This is a genomic window from Actinoplanes sp. NPDC051537 (assembly GCF_055586105.1).
In genome coordinates this window covers 96,444-113,508 of record NZ_JBVJIU010000022.1, presented here as the reverse complement: position 1 = coordinate 113,508, position 17,065 = coordinate 96,444, and the positions used below count along the sequence as shown (strand labels likewise).

Sequence of the window (17,065 nt, the reverse complement as noted above, 5' to 3'; positions counted from 1 at the left end):
TGGGTCGAGTTTCTCGTCTACGACTTAGGTATGAGAGGCGCTTTACGAACGTGCGGACATCAGGTCTGCCCGTTCCGGCCGTCCCGGATCGACGAAGATCGCGGTAACGTGCGCCGGGCGTATACGCGCCCGTCACTCTCAGGGAGCCCGCAGGGAGCGCATCATGCGTCGGATCCTCGCCGCCGTCGCCGCGCTGGCGACGCTGTTCGCGGCCGCGGCCTGCTCGCCGGACAAGAAGGCGGACAAGCCGGCCGGGACGAAGGTGGACGTCGGCGTCATCGCCATCATCGACGTCGCACCCATCTACCTGGGCAAGGCCAAGGGCTTCTTCAGCAAGCGGGGCATCGACCTCAACCTGGTGCAGGAGCAGGGCGGCGCGCCGATCGTCAAGGGCGTGCTGGCCGGCAAGTACCAGTTCGGCTTCAGCAACGTGACCTCGCTGATGGCGGCGCAGGCCGGCGGCGCGCCGCTCAAGGCGGTCGCGAGCGGCGTCGCGTCGACCGGCCGGGCGGGGCGCGACTTCTCCGCCATCGTGGTGCGGGACGACGGCAAAATCCGTACGGCCAAAGACCTCGCCGGTAAAACCATCGCCGTGAACACGCTCAAGAACCTGGGCGACACGACCATCCGGCAGTCGGTGCGCAAGGCCGGCGGAAACCCGAACGGCCTGCGGTTCACGGCCATGCCGTTCCCGACCATGCCGGGCGCGTTGCAGGCCAAGAAGGTCGACGCGATCTGGGTGGTCGAGCCCCAGCTGTCCCAGGCCATGACGATGGGCCTGCAGGTGCTGTCGTCCAACTTCGTCGACACGGCGCCCGACCTGACCGTGGCGCTCTATTTCACCAGCAAGGACACGATCGCGCAGAGCCCGCAGCTGGTCGCCGGCTTCACCGAGGCGATCAGGGAGTCGCTGCGGTACTCCGACGACCACCCCGAGGAGGTACGGGATGTCGTCGGCACCTACACACCGATCAATGACACGGTGCGGATCGGCATGATCCTCCCGGACTGGCCGCAGGACATCAACCGGTCCTCGCTCGACCAGGTGGCCCGTCTCGGCGAGGAGGACGGCATCTTCAAGGGTCAGCCGTCCCTCGACGACCTGCTTCCCTAGAAGACGGCTCCGCGGCCATCGGCGCGGGGATCGCTGCCGGCGGCCAGCTTTCCGCCGGCGAGCCGGCACACCTGGATGTGGCCGGCGCGGTCGTGCGGACCGTCCGTGGTGGCCTCGAACGGCAAGCCCGGCTCGGCCAGCACCGCGTCGCCGTCGAAGACCCAGCGCGGGCGGGCGAGCACGGCGTTCAGGTCGGGGGCGGTGAGCACGTCGCCGGCGACCTGGGCGAGGATCCACGGCTGGTTGCGGCCGCCCTGGCAGCCCAGCGCCACGACCGTGTCGCCGGCGAGGGCCAGCGTCGGGCAGAGCGTGTGCGGCGGGCGGCTGCCGGGCGCGATCCGGCCCGGGTGGACCGGGTCGAGGCTGAACGCCGAGCCCCGGTTGTGCAGCACGACGCCGGTGGCCGGGTCGAGCAGGCCGGCGCCGAAGCTCTCGAAGACGCTCTGGATCAGGGTGACCGCGTTCCCGGCGTCGTCGACCGCGGTGACCGCGACCGTGTCGCCTCCCGGCTCCCTTTGCGCCGGCGGGACCACGGGCTTTCCGCCGCCCGTTCGGGGGTCGCCGAGCGTCGCGTCCCGCACCAGCCGCGCCTGCACCGAGGCGGCCGGCAGGTCGGGCGCGCCCACGACGGACAGAAAGGCCGGGCCCTGCACGGGCGGCGGGGCGGCGTGCCATCGGACCCCGCCGACCTCCCGGGTCAGCGGCTCGACGACCTCGGCCCGGTGGGCGGCGAAGTCGGCGGCCGACAGCGGGCTGCCGAGCGCGCGGACCCCGGCGACGAGCAGGTCGGTGTCGTAGATGACTCGCCAGTCGGCGGCGACCGCGGCCAGGGTTTTCGCCAGGGTCGGCTGGACGAGGCGGTCGCCGCCGCCGAGCAGCAGCGCCGACAGACCCGGATCGGCGCGGATCGCGTCCATCCGGCCGGCCATCCCCCGCCGCAGCCCCGGGCTGAACGGCACCTCCTCGGCGGCCAGCCGGATCGCCGGCGCGAGCAGATCGGACAGTGGCAGCCGGGCGCCGAGGGCGGCAACCGCGGCCCAGCCGGCGACCACGCCGGGCACGGTCACGGTCAGCGGACCGTCGCCGGGCATGGTGTCGCCGGCCGCGCGCAGGGCGTCGATGTCGACGGCCGCGGCGGCCGCGCCGATCGAGAGCACGGCCCGCGGCACACCGCCGGCGGGCCGGACGATGGCGACCAGGTCGCCGCCGATCGAGCACTGATGCGGGTAGACCACGGTGAGCGCCCCGGCCGCGGCGAGCACCGCGTCGAGGGCGTTGCCGCCGGCCGCGACCGCCTCGCGGGCGGCGTCGACGGCGGCCGGATGCGGCGCGGCGACGGCGACGGCCATCAGTCGCGCACCTGCTGGATGCGCTGGAGCTCGTCGGCCAGCACCCAGATCGCGGTGATCCGGCCGTCGGCGTCGATGCTCAGGACGTCGATGCCGAGCCCGGTCACCGTGCGGCCGGTCGGCTCGAGGTCGCCCAGTGGCGTACGCCAAACTCCGGTGTGCCGGGCCGTGTGCCGGAACGCGACCGTGAGCTTCCCCGGCGCCTCGACCCGGTCGACGACCTCGGTGGTGTGCTCGGTGAACGCCTCGTGCAGCGCCGCGGCCCGCTCGACCAGCCCGGTGACCGGCATCGGGACGCCGTTGATGATCACCGGGTCGGCGTAGAGCCGCGCGAACGCCGCGACGGGGTCGCCGTGCACGGCGGGCGGCACCCGCCACAGGTCGAAGAGCTGGTCGTCGATAGCCACGGACGAGACGCTACGCCGCCGCTCCCCGGCCCGGCCGCGTGACCTGACACAATCGGTGCCACTGAGGCACGGAAGGTGATCAATGTGACCGGCGTCGAGGTGATCCTGGCCGCGCTGGCGGCCGGCGGGGGCGACGTGGCGAAGGCCGCCGCCCACCAGGTGCTGACGCTGGCCCGCTACGACCTGCGCGAGGCGAAGGGCGTGCAGATCGGCGACCACAACACCCAGCACAACACGTTCGGCTGACATGGTCGACGCGAGCGGCGGCCAGGGCGTCCAGGCCGGTGACCACAACCGCCAGACGAACGTCTTCATGCAGAACCAGCCCCCCGACCTCGAGGCGTTGAACCCGCACGCCGCGGCCGACCGCGTGCGCGGCCTGTCCCGCGACGACGCCGTGACGGCGCTGGCGCGGGTGCCGGCCCCGGCGGCGGCCGAGATCCTGCGCTCGCTGCTGCTCGACGACGAGGCCCTGGTCGTGTCCCTGCTCGCCCACATGAACCGCGCCCGCTCCCAGGCCGTGGTCACCGTGCTCTCGGGAGAAACATCCTGGTTGTCCGATCTCCCGGCCGCGGCGGCAGCGATCGCCGAGGTCGAGCGCCGCTCGCGGACCACGTTGGGCGCACGGGTCGAGGAAATCCGGCGGCAGGGGACGTACGGCTTCGTGCAATCCCACCGGGAAGGCTCGATCGCCTGGAGCCCGGCCGGTGGGGCGCGTTTGCTGCGGGGACCGTTCGCCCTCTTCCTGGAACCGCTCGGGTTCCCTCTCGGTGACTGGGACCCGGCGCGGCGTTGCCAGCGATTCGAGGGCGGGACGGTCTACCAGGTCGGCGACGAGATGGTGACCGTCCCGGCCGCGTTCGCGGAGGCTCAGGGGCGGCTCGGTCTGCCCCTCGCCGACGCGCGGGTCGACCTGGACCGCACGATCCAGGAGTTCGAGGACGGCGTCATCTACTCCTCGCCGTCCCTCGGCACGCACGCGGTCGCCGGCGAATTCGCCCGGCTCGGCGACCTCGGCTCCCCCACCTCGGACCAGATCGACGACGGCGAGGGGCGGTCGTTCCAGGCCTTCGAGGACGGCCGGATCTACCGAACTCCCGAGCACGGCCCGGTCGCCGTCTCCCGGGTCGTCGCCGGCGCGCTCGCGACCAACCCCCGGCTGGCCCGCGAGATCGGCTTTCCGATCGCGGCTGCGCAGGCGCTCGCGGGCGGGGAGGACGACCGGGTGCAGCTGTTCGAGCACGGCGTCGTCACGGTCCGGGGCGGGGTCGCGCAGGCCTACCGGCCGACGCCCACGATCAACAGCCCGGACCGGATCTGGCTTTCCGACCACGTCGGCTACGGCTGGGCCGTCTCCCCCGACGGCCGGCTCGCCGCCGTCTCGACCGGCGAGACCGTCACCGTCCTGCGGGCCTCGGACGGCGAGCACGTCGCCGCCAGCAGCCGCCACCGGGTCCTCACGGCCTGCGTGGCGTTCCGCGCCGGCGGCCGGCTGCTCGCCATGGGCGCCGGGGGGATCATCAGACTCTGGGACCTCGACGAGAAGCTCTCGGGCGACCACCTGACCACCGGCGACGACGGCAGCCTGCGGGCGCTCGCCTTCGCACCGGACGGCACCCTCGCCGCCGCGACCAGCATGCGGCCCGCACCCGGGCCGAAGAAGCTGGCCAGCCTCGTCCGCGTCTACGACCCCGGGTCCGGTCGCCAGGTGGCCGAGCCGATGATCAGCCGGGACAGCGAGATCACCGCGCTCGCGTACGACCCCGGCCGCGCGACCTGGGTGCTCGGGCACAGCGATGGCACCGTACGCGTCGCCGGCCGCACCTTCCCGGCCCACGCCAACGCGGTGCCGGCCCTGGCGTTCACCGCGGACGGCCGGCTCGCCACCTCCGGCGACTGGCGGGTGCGGCTCTGGGACCCGGAAACGCTCGAGCCGGCGGGCGAGGTGGCCACCGGGGTGAGCGTCTACGCCATGACCTTCGAGCCCGGCGGTGACCTGGTCGCCGTGGTCCCGTCGATCGAGGAGAGGGGCGAGACCCAGCGGCTGACCGGCACCGAGCTGCGCCGGTTCCCCGCGATCTGAGCCGGCCGGCCGCTCGCTTGCGTCCGCGGGTCACCCTGGGCGCATGACCGACGAAGCCCGGCGGGCCGCGCGCCGCCAGATGCTGATGTCGGGCCTGTTCGTGGCCTTCGTGACGCTGACGACCGGCCTGCTCGACCTCTGGGTGAAGCAGCGCTGGCTGTGGCTGCTGCTCTTCGCGGCGCTCTGCTATCCCGGCCTGCGCGCGCTGGGCCGGGCGCGGGCCACGAAGCTGTCGTGGCGGGCCGAGCTCATCCCGGCGGTGGTCAGCCTCGCGGTGCTGGTCGCGCTCCTCCCGTTCCTGCCGACCGGCCTGCTGGCGGCGTCGGTGGCCGCGGTCGTGGTGCTCGCGGTATGGCTCATCAGTGCCTGGTGGTATCCCGGTCACCGGCCCTAAGCTGCACCGATGGCGCACATCGACCTCGGGGTGGACGAGAACACGTTCCCCGGCATCCAGGGCTTGCTGCAGTACCGTCCGGAGACCGCACGGCCGCTGATGATGCTGGCCGAGGTGCTGCTGCGCGGCCCGAACACGCTGTCCCCCGGCGAGCGCGAGCTGATCGCGGCCTACGTGTCCGACCTCAACGACTGCGCCTACTGCACGGCGTCGCACGGCGCGTTCGCGGCCGCCCAGCTGCCGGAGGGCATCCGCCTGGTCGACGAGGTGCGAGCGGACCTGGAAACGGCCCCGATCACCGCCAAGCTGCGTGCGTTGTTGCGCATCGCAGCGGCCGTACGCGAAGACGGCCGCGCCGTGACCGCCTGGCTGGTGGCCGACGCCCGCGCCGAGGGCGCCACCGACCGCGAGGTGCACGACACGGTCCTGATCGCGGCCGCGTTCAGCATGTTCAACCGCTACGTGGACGGGTTGGCGACGCTGGCCCCGGACGACCCGGACGCCTATCTGCGCGGGGTGGACCGCGTCGTGAACGGCGGCTACCTGGCGGGCCGCCCACCGGGCGCCTGAGCCTGTGGACTTCGACGGGAAAGTGTCATACCCGGCTGCTCTGATCGGCCCCACCCACAACGGGTGGGGTGGGGTGGGGTGGGGTAACCGCGGCATCGGGTCAGGTGCGGCGCCGGATGACCACGACCGCGGCGGCGACCACCGTGGCGACCAGCGCGACGAACACGCCGGCCAGGCCCGCACCGCTCGGCGTGACATCCGCATCGGCGGCCAGCAACGCGACGAAGACCAGCCCACACACGATTGCGCCGGCCAGCGCCACCACCGCGCGCACCGGCCGGCCCGCGACGAACCGGCGGCGGCCCGCAACCGACGGCGCGCGGGACTCGACCGACGGCGCGGGGGACCCGGCGGACGGCGCGCGGGACCCGGCGGACGGCGCGCCGGGCTCGGCGGACGGCGCGCCGGGCTCGGCGGACGGCGCGCCGGGCTCGGCGAGCCGGGTCAGGGCCAGCGCCAGCAGGGCGGCCGTCACGGCGCAGACGGCCGTGACGAAGGCGGCGTGATACCAGCCGGCGGCGGTGAAACGGTGCGGGCTGGGGAGGGTCCAGTTGGGGTGGGGGTGGTCGTCGGCCAGCCACAGGAGCTGCGACGCCAGACCGAGGGCGGCCCCGAGCACGGCGGCGAGGACGGCGAAACGGCGGTCGGCAGCGGCCGGCGGGAGGGCTCTGGTCGCGTACACCAGGAAGGCCGTCATCAACGGCAAAGCCAGACCGTCCCCCCAGGTTGCGCTCTTGAAAGCGCAGAGGCCGGGCAGGCCGGGAGGGGTGGCGCCGAGTGTCCACAATGTGGAGAGGACGCCGAAGCCGGCGGCCAGCACCAGGAGCGCGGCGGCGGCCGGTGCCTTTATCTCACCTTCTCGAGGCGCGGGGGACGCGGCCACGTGGTCAGGATCGCACACTTCACGGACGCGGCGGCGGACGGCGTGAACGGCATCGCCACGTCGATCCGGCTGCTGCGCGGGGAAATGGCGCGGCGCGGGCACGACAGCCTCGTGGTGAGCACGAGCCCGCTGTGGCGCGGCGGGCACGGCGACGCGATCGGGGTGCGTTCGGCGCCGACCGGGATGGGCGACTTCCGGTTCGCGCTGGTTCCGCTCTGGGCAATGCGTTCCCGCGTACGCGCATGGCAGCCCGATGTCGTGCATGTGCACACCCCGGGCCCGTTGGGCGCGGCCGGGCTCACGGTGGCGCGGGAGCTGGGCGTCCCGGCGGTCTACACGTATCACACGGACGTGCACGGGTACTCGGCGTTCTACCACTTCCCGCCGCTGGTGATCCGGATCGGGACGGCGGTGTACGCCCGCTCCCTGCCCCGCGGCGAGCGGGTGACGCGGCGCGGGATGTACGGCGCGGTCGAGGCGGCCAACGCGCGGGTCTTCGAGTCGGCGCGCCTGATCGTGCTGCCGACGGCCAACGCGATGCGGCATTGCGACACGGCGGCCGCCTACGCGGGGAAGACGCGGGTGATCGCCACCCCGCCCGGCAACCCCGGCGATGAGACGCTATTTCCGGACCAGGCGGCGATTCTGTTCGTCGGTCGCGTGTCGGCGGAGAAGGGCATGCCGCTGCTGCTGGACGCGTTCGCGCTGGTTCGGCAGGCGCGGCCGGAAACGACGCTCACCCTGGCCGGACCGGTCGCGCGGGGAATGCGGCGGCAAATTCGGCACAGCGGGGTACGGGCGACGGGCGTGCTGGACGGTCCGCAGGTCCGGGCCGCCTACCGGGAGGCGAGCGTCTTCGTCTTCCCGTCCACCACCGACACCCAGGGCATCGTGCTGCACGAGGCGGCCCTCGCCGGCCTCCCGATCGTGCTGGTCGACCGTGAGCTGGCCGCCGCTCACCCCCTCGGCCAGGCGGCCCGCCTGGCCGACCCCGAGCCACGCTCGCTGGCCGAGGCCCTGCTCGCCACCCTCGACGACCCGGGCGACCGAGGCAAGCGCGCCCGGGAGATCGCCCTGAGTCTGACCCCCGCGCTCTTCGCCGAACGCATGCTCGGCGTCTACCAGGAGGCGATCAGCGGCGGTCGAGGATGAGCTGATGGACGTCGATCTCGCCGGAGACGAAGCCGGCCTCGCAGTACGCCAGGTAGTACTCCCACGTGCGACGGAAGATGTCGTCGAAGCCGAGCGCGGCCACCCGGTCGGCGTTGGCCAGGAAGTTCCGCCGCCACGCGCGCAGCGTCTGGGCGTAGCTCGAACCGAACGCCCGCTTCTCGGCCAGCCGCAGACCGGTGCCGGCCGCGAGCTGCCGCTCGACCTCCTCGACGGACAGCAGGACCCCGCCGGGGAAGATGTACTTCTGGACCCAGGTGTACGTCTCCGCGTACGGCATGCGGTGGTCGGGCAGGGTGATCGCCTGGATCCCCGCCCGGCCGCCGGGCGCCAGCAGACGGTCGATCGTGCCGAAGTACGCGGGCCAGTACGAGCGGCCGACCGCCTCGATCATCTCGACGCTGACGATCGCGTCGTAGCCCTGCTCGCTCTCGAGGTGGCGGTAGTCGCGCAGCTCGATGGTGACGCGGTCGGCCACACCCGCGTCGACGACCCGCTGCTGGGCCAGCGCCGCCTGCTCGGTCGAGATGGTGATGGTGTGCACCCGGGCGCCGCGGCGGGCGGCCCGGATCGACAGCTCGCCCCAGCCGGTGCCGATCTCGAGGACCCGGGCGCCGTCGCCGACGCCGGTCAGGTCGAGCAGGCGGTCCACCTTGCGGCGCTGGGCGGCGGCGAGGTCGGTGTCCTCGGGGCCGGTGAAGATGCCCGAGGAGTACGTCATGGTCTCGTCCAGAAACAGCGCGAACATCTCGTTCGACAGGTCGTAGTGGCGCTGGATGTTGCGCCGGGCGCCGTCGACCGTGTTCTCCTCGTCGGCCTTGGGCGCGGCGCCGTGCAGCGACCGCAGCCACGGCACGTGCCGCATCTTGGCCAGCTTCCGGAAACCGCCGAGCGAGCCGCTCATCGCCGCCGCGGCCGCGGTGAGCAGGCCGGCCAGGTCGTCGGCGTACCAGTCGCCGGCCTGATAGCCCTCCCCCAGCCCGATCAGGCCGGTGGTCCCGATCCGGCGGTGGAACGCCTCCGGCCGGCGCAGGCGCAGCACGGGCGGCCCGGGCGGCATCGGCTCGTCGTGGGTGACGACGCGGATCGGCATCCGGCCGGCGATGAACCGCAGCGCGGCCGCGGCGGCGGTCCCCCGCAGCGGCGCGCGGGGCACAGTGTCCACATCGGGCCAGCGGCTTTCCCGGCTCGTGACGTCGGTGTCCGTCATAATCAGCAGCTTCGCGATCGTTGGGGCGCGGCGCAAGACCCACGGACGCAATCAGATGTTGAACTTGTCGATGCGGGAGGTGGCCGATTTGTGGAAGAGGCTGTGGCGTGCGGCGGGCACGTGGAAGGGCTTCACGCCGCTGGCCAAGAGTCTGGTCGGCGTCGACCGATGGCTGGGCCGGCTGACCGGCGGGCGGGTGGTGGCGCTGGGCATGGCGCCGTCGCTGCTGCTCACCACCGTCGGGCGCCGCAGCGGGCAGGATCGCACGGTGCCGCTGCAGTACGTGCGGGACGGGGCCGACTACGTCGTCATCGCCTCGAACTGGGGCGGCGAGAGCGACCCGGCCTGGGCCCATAACCTGCGGGCCGAGCCCACGGCCCGCATCACGCTGGGCGGCCGCGAGCTGCCGGTGCGGGCCCGGGAGACCGACGGCGACGAGCGGGACCGGCTCTGGCGGCTGATCGTCGAGCAGTGGCCGGGCTACGAGCGATACCGGGAACGGGCCGCGCATCGACGGCTGCGCATCTTCCGGCTGACGCCCTGATGCGGGCGATCATGGCCGACCTGTCGGTCCCCCGCTACCTGGCGACGGCCGCGGCCCGGCGGATTCCGGGCGGCGGCCGGGTGAGCCCGCTGCTGTCCCGGCGCGACGATCTGCCCGCGCCGGAGCTGCCGCGCGCGCCGGGATGGGTGCTGCTGCGGACCGAGCTGGGCGGCATCTGCGGCAGCGACACGGCGGTCGTGCACGCCAAGTCGTCGACGGTGCTCAGCGCCTTCTACACGGCCCGGCGGCAGATCCTCGGGCACGAGATCGTGGCGGTCGTCGACACGGCCGGTCCGGGGGTGACGGCGGTCCGCGAGGGCGACCGGGTGGTGGTCGATCCGGTGCTCTCCTGCGTCCACCGCGGGTTCGAGCCCTGCCGTTCGTGCCGGGAGGGTTTCCCGTACGTGTGCGAGCGTTTCGACCAGCCCGGGCTCACCGGGTGCCGGTCGCCGACGCAGGGGTTCGACGCGGCGCTCGGCGGCGGCTGGGGTGAGCTGGTCGCGGCCCACGAGTCGCAGCTGCACCCGGTGGCCGGGATTCCGTCGCGACGGGCCGTGCTCGCCGAGCCGGCCTCGATCGGGCTGCACGCGGCCCTGCGCTGGCACCGCCGCGGCGACCGGGCCGTGGTGCTCGGGCCGGGCACGATCGGGCTGCTCACCACGGCCGCGCTCCGCCGGCTGCACCCCGACCTCGACATCACCGTCGTCGGCCCGGGCGCGTTCAGCCACGAACGGGCGCTGGCGGCCGGCGCGACCCGGGTGATGGACCCCGGCCCGCGGGTGGTCGAGGCCCTGGCCGAGCTGCACGGCGGGCGGGTGATCCGGCCGCGGCTGACCCGCACGCCCATCCTCGAGCGGGGCGTCGACGTCGTCTTCGACTGCGTGGCCCTCACCGGCACCATCGACCTGTCCCTGCACCTGTTGCGCCCGACCGGGATGCTGGTGCTGGTCGGCGGCGCGGGCCGGCAGCGGGTGGACTGGTCGCTGGTCTGGAACCGGCAGCTCACCGTCCAGGGCACGGTGAATTCCGGGCCGGAGGAGGACGGCCGCACCACGATGGCCCGGGTCACCGAGTGGCTGGCCGACCCCGCCTACCCGGTGGACGACCTGGTCACCCACACGTTCTCGCTCGACGCGTGGCGGGCGGCGCTGGCCACCGCCACCGCCGGGCCGCGGGCGAGCGCCGTCAAGGTGGCGTTCCGGCCCGATCCGGGCGTGCCGCTGGTGGAGTGATCCCATGGCAGGGCTGCCGGTCGAGCTCGCCGTGCCGCGGAACGCCAGGAAGTCAGGCGGCGCCGGAGCTGTCCGGCGCTTGTCCGGAATTGATTGATCGGGGCCTGCCGGCCCGCCGATCTGCGCCGGAAGACCCGATCCTGTGACGGATGTGGCGCTTCTTCCGGGAGGACCTGTTGAGACGCATTCTGTTCCCAGCCCTGGCATTGGTCGTCGCGACCTGGGCGGCGGTCTTCGCCGGCCCGGTGGCGGCGCAGGCCACCACCGCGGGCGCGGCCACCCTGGCCGCCGCGAACATCGGCAAGAGCGCGGGCACCTGCGCGCAGAGCCCGACGACGAACTCGCTCGGCGGCTCGCAGTACGAGCACAGCTGCGCCGGCGGCTACTCGGGCGGCCCCGAGTACTGGTGCGCGGACTTCGCGAAGTGGGTGTGGCGCAACTCGGGGCTCAACGTCTCGGGGCTCACCGCGGCGGCGCAGAGCTTCTACACGTACGGCCAGTCGCACGGCACGTTCCACAGCAAGGCCGAGCCCGGTGACGCGGTCGTGTTCTCGTCGAGCCGCGGCGGCTACGCCAACCACGTCGCGATCGTCACCGCCGTCAACTCCGACGGCTCGGTGGTGACCGCGAACGGCGACTGGGGCGGCGACAGCGGCAGCATGGCCCACTTCGCCGTCACCTCGTCGGTCGTCCGGATCACGATCCCGGCCGGGTCGGCGTCGACCGGCTCGTGGGTGGCGGCGGAGAGCTACTACATCACCGGCTTCGTGGGCGCCTCGGGCAGCGGCGGCTCGTCGCCGCCGGACACCTCCGGCAACCCGTACTCGGCGGTCACGCTGTGCGGCAGCGGCTACGGAGTGGTCGACTCACACGACCTCGGCTCGGCGACCGTCTTCCTGCTGTACGACGACGACTCCGGCAAGAACTGCGTGGTGACCCTGGCCGACGCCGACGGCGGGGCGGTCGCCATGAACGCGACGCTCACCGTGCAGGGCGGGTCGGCGGTCTCCGATCCGGGCACCTACCACTGGTATGCGGGGCCGGTCACCGCGTACGCGCCGAACTCCTGTGTGAAGTGGGGCGGCACCTACAAGACCGCCTCGTGGACCAGCGACTACGGGCACTGCGGCAGCGGGGACGGCTCGCCGGCGCCGTCCGGCTCGAACCCGTACACCGCCAACCAGGTCTGCGGCGACGGCTACGACGTGGTCGACCACCACGCGCTTTCCGGGGCCACGGTCTACCTGCTCTACAACGGATCCAGCGGCAACAACTGCGTGGTGACGCTCTACACCGACATCGCCGGGGCGGTCGCGGGCAAGGCGACGCTCGCGGTGCAGGGCGGGGCGTCCACCAGCGACGCCGGCTCCTACACCTACTACGCGGGGCCGATCTACGAGTACGCGCCGAGCTCGTGCGTGAAGTGGGGCGGCGCGTACAAGACGTCGTCGTGGACCAGTGACTACGGGCACTGCGGGTCGGGGTCGTCGACGGCCAACCCGTACACGCCGGCCGGGGTCTGCGGTTCCGGCTACGGTGTCATCGACTCGCACAACCTCGGGCCGGCGACCATCTACCTGCTCTACAAGCCGGGCTACAACTGCGTGGTCACCATGGCGCACAGCGGCAACGGGGCGGTCGGCCTCAACGCCACGCTGTCGGTGCAGGGCGGCTCGTCGGCCGGCAATCCGGGCCTGTTCCAGTGGTACGCCGGGCCGGTGCGGCTGGCGGCGGCGAGCGCGTGCGTGAAGTGGGGCGGCTCCTACCAGAGCACCTCGTGGACGAGCGACTGGAGCCACTGCGGCTGAGCGACCCCCGTCGATGGCATGATGCTCCCGGATCCCGGCGGCGGGCCGGGAGCATCATGCCGGGAGGGCCGCCGTGGCACGCCAGGAGAGGGCGGTGGATCCGCTGGGCGGACCACTCCCGGCGTTCGCGTTCGAGCTGCGGAAGGTGCGGGCCGAGGCCGGGAACCCGACCTACCGGGTCCTGGCCAAGAAGGCCGGTTACAGCGCGACCACCCTGTCCGAGGCGGCGGGCGGGGTGCGCAAGCCCACGCTCGACGTGGTGCTGGCCTATGTGGGCGCCTGCGGCGGCGACGTCGATTCCTGGCGTACGCGGTGGATCGCGCTGTCCGAGCCGACGCCTCCCGCTCCCCCGCCTCCTTCCGCCCCGCCGCCTTCCGCCCCGCCTCCGCCCCGGCGGCGGTTTTTGATCCCGATCGCCGCCGCCCTGCTGCTGATCGCCACCGTCGGCGGGTTCGCGCTGCACCGCCACGGCGCGCACGGGTGCCCCGCCGGGCCGAGACATCCGGCGTTCACGGCGCTCACCTACGGCGCCGGCGCGCGGGTCCACGATGGAGCCGCCCGGGACGCGCCGGTCCTGCGCACGATCCCGGCCGGCTGCACGCTCGGGTTCACCGGCTACTGCCTGGGCGAGAAGATCCACGACAACACCGGCGGCACCCCCGATGTGCGCTGGTTCAAGCTCTCCGGGGCCGAGGTCGTCGCGTCCGGCATCGTGCACGGCAACCCGCCGGCCGGGCTCGCGCCGTCGCACTGCACCGACGACCACCCCGGGCCCGGCGCCGTCGCGCTGACCGTCTCCGGGACCGGCCGCCTGAGCCTGACCGCGACCGGGCAGCGCCTCGACGTCGTGGGGTTCGCGGCGCTCTACGACCCGGACGGCGCCGGGCCGGGCGAGCGGCGATGGCGGCAGATCGGCTTCACCGAGCGGACGGACGGCCATCCGGCCTTCGCGGTCCGCTGGACGCCGGTCGGCGGCGGCTCGGCGGTGCTGGCGGCCGCGGCCTGCTTCGGCGGCGACGGACCGGCCGGGATCGTGGCCGCGCGGGCGGCCGGCGCCGGCTTTCCGGGGGCCGCATTGAGCGTCGCGGACCGGAAAGCGGCGGCCGCGGCGGCATGTTCGTACCCCGCTTGATTGTCCCACCGGGCGCGGCCGCGCCGTGCCGAAACGCCGGTTCGCCAGACTCTTCGGCCGGCGCGTGATGGCCTGGTTCAGGTCATGACATCAGCGGGGAGGAACGACATGAACACCACGGCACGAATCACGGTGCTGCTCGGTGCCGGCCTGCTGGCCGGCGCGGTGGCGGCGGGACCGGCGCAGGCGGCTCCGGCGCCGCCTCCGCACAACCAGGGAGACGTGGTAGGCGTCTTCCAGAGCAGATCCGACTGCGACTGGGCCGGCCGTGCGGGCGAGGCCATGCACCGGTGGAACGACCCGAGCTGCGACCCGGTCGACTTCGGCCCCTACCGGGGCTGGTGGATCCTGCGCGTGGAGCGGTTCGGCAGCACCGGCTGGCCGGGCGACGACCACGGGCACGGTCACGGGCACGGTCACGGCGGCGGCCACGGCCACTGAGTTTTTCCGACGGTCGAAGGCCGGGCGCGGGCGCGCCCGGCCTTCGCGCTAGGCGGACGAGCCTCGCACGATCGCCGCGTAGACGCCGGCGCTGGCTTTCGGCGTACGGGCGAAGGTCTCTCGATCCACCGCATGCAGGCCGAGCTTGGGTCCGTAGCCGAAGACCCACTCGAAGTTGTCCATCAGGGTCCAGTGGATGTAACCGAGCACCGGCAGCCCGCCGGCGACCGCCTCGGCCAGGCCGTCCAGGGACGTCTCGATGAACTCGGCCCGGCGGGCGTCGTCCTCGGTGGCGATGCCGTGCTCGGTCACCAGCACCGGCACGCCGGTCTCGTCGTGCGCGTAGCGGGCCGCACCGGCGAGCGAGCGCGGGTCGACGCCGGAGAACAGGCCCTGCTCCCCCACCGGGCCGTTGCCGTCGTAGTAGAGCCGCTCGTAGTTCTGCACGCCGATGAAGTCGTCCTCGCGGGCGAGATCGAGCCACCGCTGGTAGACCTCGGCGCGCTTGCGGTCGCGGACCGACGGGTCGTCGCCCTCGACCTGGTCGTCGACGAGGGCCAGCGAGAAGCCGACCGGCAGATCGGGGCGGCGGGCCTTGATGGCGGCCCGGGCGGCCCGATGCCCGGCGGTCATGCCGTCGCCCATGGCGTCCATGTCCTCGGGCAGGATGACGTTCGCGAGCCGGTAGCGGGGCACCCCGGCGTCCTTGGCGGCGGCTTCGAGGGTGGCGCGCTCCAGATCGCGTACGAAATCGGGAATTGCCACCCAGGTGAGCAGGCGCGGCAGATTGGGCTCGTTGAGGGTGACCGCCACCGCGATCTTGTCGCCGAACGCGGCCATCACCCGGTCGCAGTAGCGGGCGAACTGGGCCGGCGCCTCCGGGTCGAGCCAGCCGCCGCGGGCCGCGAACCAGTGCGGCGAGGTCATGTGGTTGAACGTCACCACCGGCGCCATGCCGCGCTCGCGGGCCCGGTCGGCGATCGCCTCGTAATGGGCGAGCTCGTCGTCGTGGAACTCGCCCTCGCGCGGCTCGACCCGGGCCCACTCGACCGAGAACCGGTAGGCGGTCAGGCCCATCGCGGCGGCCAGGTCGACGTCCTCGCGCCAGCGGTGGTAGCCGTCGCAGGCCATGCCCGACGGCTCGCGGAAGACCGTCGGCGTGACGTTCTCGGCGAACCAGGTGTCACTGCTCGTGTTGCCGCCCTCGGTCTGGTGTCCGGCGCTCGCGACGCCCCAGAGAAAGCCGGCCGGGAAGATCCGTGGCATCCGCACATTCCCTCAGTCCGGGGCGGCGCGGTCAAGAGCGACGTTTTAGTCTGACCAATCATGATGACCGGGGACGCACAGCACGACGCCTGGCAACGCCGGGTGCTGCCGCCGGTCGAGGAGCCGCGCCCCGGGGTCTGGTCGATCCCGGTGCCGATCCCCGACAACCCGATGCGATACACGATCTCGTACGCGTTCGTGGACGACGCCGGCGTGACGGTGGTCGATCCCGGCTGGGACACCCCCGACGGCCGCCAGATCCTGACCGACGGGCTGGCCGCGGCCGGGGCGACGCCGGCCGACGTGACCGGGATCGTCGTCACCCACATCCACCCCGACCACCACGGCATGACCGGCTGGCTGCGCGAGGCCGGCGACGCGTGGGTGGGCATGCACCCGGTCGAGGCGGCGACGCTGCCCGGGCGGGCGTGGCGCGGCCGGCATCCCGGCACCGACCCGGCGTGGCTGGGCCGGCACGGCGTGCCCCCCGACGAGGCGGCGAAGCTGATGGTGCGCCCCGAGCGGCTGGCGGCCCTGCTGGCGATGGCCGAGCCCGACCGCGACATCGAGGACGGCGACCTGCTGCCGCTGGCCGGGCGCACGGTGCGGGCGATCTGGACCCCCGGTCACACCCCCGGCCACCTGTGCCTGCACGACGATTCGGCCGGATTCCTGCTCACCGGGGACCACCTGCTGCCCCGCATCACCCCGAACGTCGCGGTGCTGCCCACGTCGGCCGGCGACCCGCTCGGCGACTACCTTGCGTCGCTCGACCGGGCGGCCGCGTTCGACACCGACGAGGCGTTCCCCGCGCACGAGTGGCGTTTCCGCGGCATCAAGGACCGGGCCGAAGCGATCGTCGCCCACCACGCGGAGCGCTCGGCCGAGATTCTGGCCGCGGTCGACCGGCTGGCGTCGCCGACCGGGTGGGCCATCGCCGGGGCACTGACCTGGTCGCGAGGCTGGGACTCGCTGCAGGGCATCCTGCGGCGGATGGCGCTGGCCGAGACGCTGGCCCATCTGCGCCACCTGGAGGCGGTCGGGGAGCTTCGCCCAAGCGGTGACGGTCCGGTCCTGTGGCGGCGCCCCGGCGCCTGACGCACCGGCCGGCCTGGCGATCGATGTCGGCGGGCGGCGCGCCCGTGACGTGGCATTCTCGTCGGTTTCATTTGCGTGTGCGGCCGTTTCCGCGTTGCCTTTCCGGGCAGCGTTCGGTGGTGGCGATCGCGGCGAAATAGCGCGGTCCGGAAAGGCGGGAATGCACGCCCCGGCGGCGAATTGTGGTGCGGCGATCTGGTGGGGGTCGCCGATTCGGCCGTCGCTGTTGCCGTCACCGTCGCTGTTGCCGTCACGGACGCTGTTGCCGTCACCGTCGCTGTTGCCGTCACGGTCGCTGTTGCCGTCACCGCGGCCGTCGTCGTCGCCGTGGCCGTGGAGGTTTGTGGCACCGTGGCCGGCGGCA

Annotated in this window: 17 protein-coding genes; 12 read left to right on the top strand and 5 right to left on the bottom strand. The window is 73.4% G+C overall.

Going from position 1 to position 17,065, the window contains the following annotated elements:
• Positions 1-163 precede the first annotated feature (163 nt).
• Positions 164-1,114 (top strand): ABC transporter substrate-binding protein, encoded by a 951-nt coding sequence (locus ACZ6TB_RS40845; RefSeq protein WP_465564600.1) that lies wholly within the window; start codon positions 164-166, stop codon positions 1,112-1,114.
• Here ACZ6TB_RS40845 and ACZ6TB_RS40840 read toward each other — a convergent pair.
• Both ACZ6TB_RS40840 and ACZ6TB_RS40835 read right to left on the bottom strand, forming a co-directional pair.
• A complete protein-coding gene (locus ACZ6TB_RS40840; protein ID WP_465564597.1) occupies positions 1,111-2,463 on the bottom strand; it encodes a gamma-glutamyltransferase in 1,353 nt (450 codons plus the stop codon). The two genes, ACZ6TB_RS40845 and ACZ6TB_RS40840, sit on opposite strands and share 4 nt — an antisense overlap.
• Complete coding sequence (locus ACZ6TB_RS40835; RefSeq protein ID WP_465564595.1) at positions 2,463-2,870, bottom strand: ester cyclase; 408 nt, start codon at positions 2,868-2,870, stop codon at positions 2,463-2,465. The genes ACZ6TB_RS40840 and ACZ6TB_RS40835 overlap by 1 nt, the downstream gene beginning before the upstream one ends.
• Positions 2,871-2,954: 84 nt before the next feature.
• Between ACZ6TB_RS40835 and ACZ6TB_RS40830 the strand changes: the two genes are divergently transcribed.
• The 4 genes from ACZ6TB_RS40830 to ACZ6TB_RS40815 are packed head-to-tail and all read left to right on the top strand — an operon-like array spanning position 2,955 to position 5,917.
• Positions 2,955-3,116 carry a hypothetical protein gene (locus ACZ6TB_RS40830; protein ID WP_465564592.1) on the top strand — a complete coding sequence of 54 codons (162 nt, stop codon included), beginning with the start codon at positions 2,955-2,957 and terminating at the stop codon, positions 3,114-3,116.
• Between the two features lies 1 nt (position 3,117).
• Positions 3,118-4,953, top strand: a complete 1,836-nt coding sequence (locus ACZ6TB_RS40825; RefSeq protein ID WP_465564589.1) for a hypothetical protein — start codon at positions 3,118-3,120, stop codon at positions 4,951-4,953.
• Between the two features lie 43 nt (positions 4,954-4,996).
• Positions 4,997-5,347: a hypothetical protein gene (locus ACZ6TB_RS40820; protein WP_465564586.1), complete on the top strand. Its 351-nt coding sequence runs from the start codon at positions 4,997-4,999 to the stop codon at positions 5,345-5,347.
• 9 nt (positions 5,348-5,356) lie between these two features.
• Positions 5,357-5,917, top strand: coding sequence for a carboxymuconolactone decarboxylase family protein (locus ACZ6TB_RS40815; RefSeq protein WP_465564584.1), 561 nt, complete (start codon positions 5,357-5,359; stop codon positions 5,915-5,917).
• A 100-nt stretch (positions 5,918-6,017) separates the two neighbouring features.
• Here the strand turns inward: ACZ6TB_RS40815 and ACZ6TB_RS40810 are convergent, their stop codons facing one another.
• Positions 6,018-6,800 (bottom strand): hypothetical protein, encoded by a 783-nt coding sequence (locus ACZ6TB_RS40810; protein ID WP_465564581.1) that lies wholly within the window; start codon positions 6,798-6,800, stop codon positions 6,018-6,020.
• On the opposite strand from ACZ6TB_RS40810, the gene ACZ6TB_RS40805 reads away from it, so the two are divergent.
• The gene (locus ACZ6TB_RS40805; RefSeq protein WP_465564578.1) at positions 6,801-7,952 is read left to right on the top strand and encodes a glycosyltransferase; all 1,152 of its coding nucleotides are present in this window, start codon (positions 6,801-6,803) and stop codon (positions 7,950-7,952) included. It abuts the gene before it with no gap.
• On the opposite strand, the gene ACZ6TB_RS40800 is transcribed toward ACZ6TB_RS40805, so the two are convergent.
• Positions 7,933-9,180: a class I SAM-dependent methyltransferase gene (locus ACZ6TB_RS40800; RefSeq protein ID WP_465564575.1), complete on the bottom strand. Its 1,248-nt coding sequence runs from the start codon at positions 9,178-9,180 to the stop codon at positions 7,933-7,935. The genes ACZ6TB_RS40805 and ACZ6TB_RS40800 overlap by 20 nt on opposite strands.
• Before the next feature lie 55 nt (positions 9,181-9,235).
• On the opposite strand from ACZ6TB_RS40800, the gene ACZ6TB_RS40795 reads away from it, so the two are divergent.
• The 5 genes from ACZ6TB_RS40795 to ACZ6TB_RS40775 all read left to right on the top strand — a co-directional run bounded on the left by ACZ6TB_RS40795 (position 9,236) and on the right by ACZ6TB_RS40775 (position 14,337).
• Positions 9,236-9,724, top strand: a complete 489-nt coding sequence (locus ACZ6TB_RS40795; RefSeq protein WP_465564572.1) for a nitroreductase family deazaflavin-dependent oxidoreductase — start codon at positions 9,236-9,238, stop codon at positions 9,722-9,724.
• Positions 9,724-10,956 carry a zinc-dependent alcohol dehydrogenase gene (locus tag ACZ6TB_RS40790; RefSeq protein WP_465564570.1) on the top strand — a complete coding sequence of 411 codons (1,233 nt, stop codon included), beginning with the start codon at positions 9,724-9,726 and terminating at the stop codon, positions 10,954-10,956. The genes ACZ6TB_RS40795 and ACZ6TB_RS40790 overlap by 1 nt, the downstream gene beginning before the upstream one ends.
• A gap of 176 nt (positions 10,957-11,132) precedes the next feature.
• A complete protein-coding gene (locus ACZ6TB_RS40785) occupies positions 11,133-12,764 on the top strand; it encodes a CHAP domain-containing protein (protein WP_465564567.1) in 1,632 nt (543 codons plus the stop codon).
• A 94-nt stretch (positions 12,765-12,858) separates the two neighbouring features.
• The gene (locus ACZ6TB_RS40780; RefSeq protein ID WP_465564564.1) at positions 12,859-13,896 is read left to right on the top strand and encodes a helix-turn-helix domain-containing protein; all 1,038 of its coding nucleotides are present in this window, start codon (positions 12,859-12,861) and stop codon (positions 13,894-13,896) included.
• A 108-nt stretch (positions 13,897-14,004) separates the two neighbouring features.
• Entirely contained in the window at positions 14,005-14,337 is a 333-nt protein-coding gene (locus ACZ6TB_RS40775; protein ID WP_465564562.1) for a hypothetical protein, read from the top strand.
• A gap of 48 nt (positions 14,338-14,385) precedes the next feature.
• Here ACZ6TB_RS40775 and ACZ6TB_RS40770 read toward each other — a convergent pair whose 3' ends face one another.
• Complete coding sequence (locus tag ACZ6TB_RS40770; protein ID WP_465564560.1) at positions 14,386-15,603, bottom strand: family 1 glycosylhydrolase; 1,218 nt, start codon at positions 15,601-15,603, stop codon at positions 14,386-14,388.
• Positions 15,604-15,663: 60 nt separating this feature from the next.
• Here ACZ6TB_RS40770 and ACZ6TB_RS40765 point away from each other — a divergent pair, with 60 nt between their 5' ends.
• Complete coding sequence (locus tag ACZ6TB_RS40765; protein WP_465564558.1) at positions 15,664-16,701, top strand: MBL fold metallo-hydrolase; 1,038 nt, start codon at positions 15,664-15,666, stop codon at positions 16,699-16,701.
• Positions 16,702-17,065 lie beyond the last annotated feature (364 nt).

Excerpts from the sequence above, each read along its gene's own strand:
- ACZ6TB_RS40845 (WP_465564600.1), top strand. The coding sequence starts at position 164 with ATGCGTCGGATCCTCGCCGCCGTCGCCGCGCTGGCGACGCTGTTCGCG.
- ACZ6TB_RS40840 (WP_465564597.1), bottom strand. The coding sequence starts at position 2,463 with ATGGCCGTCGCCGTCGCCGCGCCGCATCCGGCCGCCGTCGACGCCGCC.
- ACZ6TB_RS40825 (WP_465564589.1), top strand. The coding sequence starts at position 3,118 with ATGGTCGACGCGAGCGGCGGCCAGGGCGTCCAGGCCGGTGACCACAAC.
- ACZ6TB_RS40820 (WP_465564586.1), top strand. The coding sequence starts at position 4,997 with ATGACCGACGAAGCCCGGCGGGCCGCGCGCCGCCAGATGCTGATGTCG.
- ACZ6TB_RS40815 (WP_465564584.1), top strand. The coding sequence starts at position 5,357 with ATGGCGCACATCGACCTCGGGGTGGACGAGAACACGTTCCCCGGCATC.
- ACZ6TB_RS40800 (WP_465564575.1), bottom strand. The coding sequence starts at position 9,180 with ATGACGGACACCGACGTCACGAGCCGGGAAAGCCGCTGGCCCGATGTG.
- ACZ6TB_RS40795 (WP_465564572.1), top strand. The coding sequence starts at position 9,236 with ATGTTGAACTTGTCGATGCGGGAGGTGGCCGATTTGTGGAAGAGGCTG.
- ACZ6TB_RS40790 (WP_465564570.1), top strand. The coding sequence starts at position 9,724 with ATGCGGGCGATCATGGCCGACCTGTCGGTCCCCCGCTACCTGGCGACG.
- ACZ6TB_RS40775 (WP_465564562.1), top strand. The coding sequence starts at position 14,005 with ATGAACACCACGGCACGAATCACGGTGCTGCTCGGTGCCGGCCTGCTG.
- ACZ6TB_RS40770 (WP_465564560.1), bottom strand. The coding sequence starts at position 15,603 with ATGCCACGGATCTTCCCGGCCGGCTTTCTCTGGGGCGTCGCGAGCGCC.
- ACZ6TB_RS40765 (WP_465564558.1), top strand. The coding sequence starts at position 15,664 with ATGATGACCGGGGACGCACAGCACGACGCCTGGCAACGCCGGGTGCTG.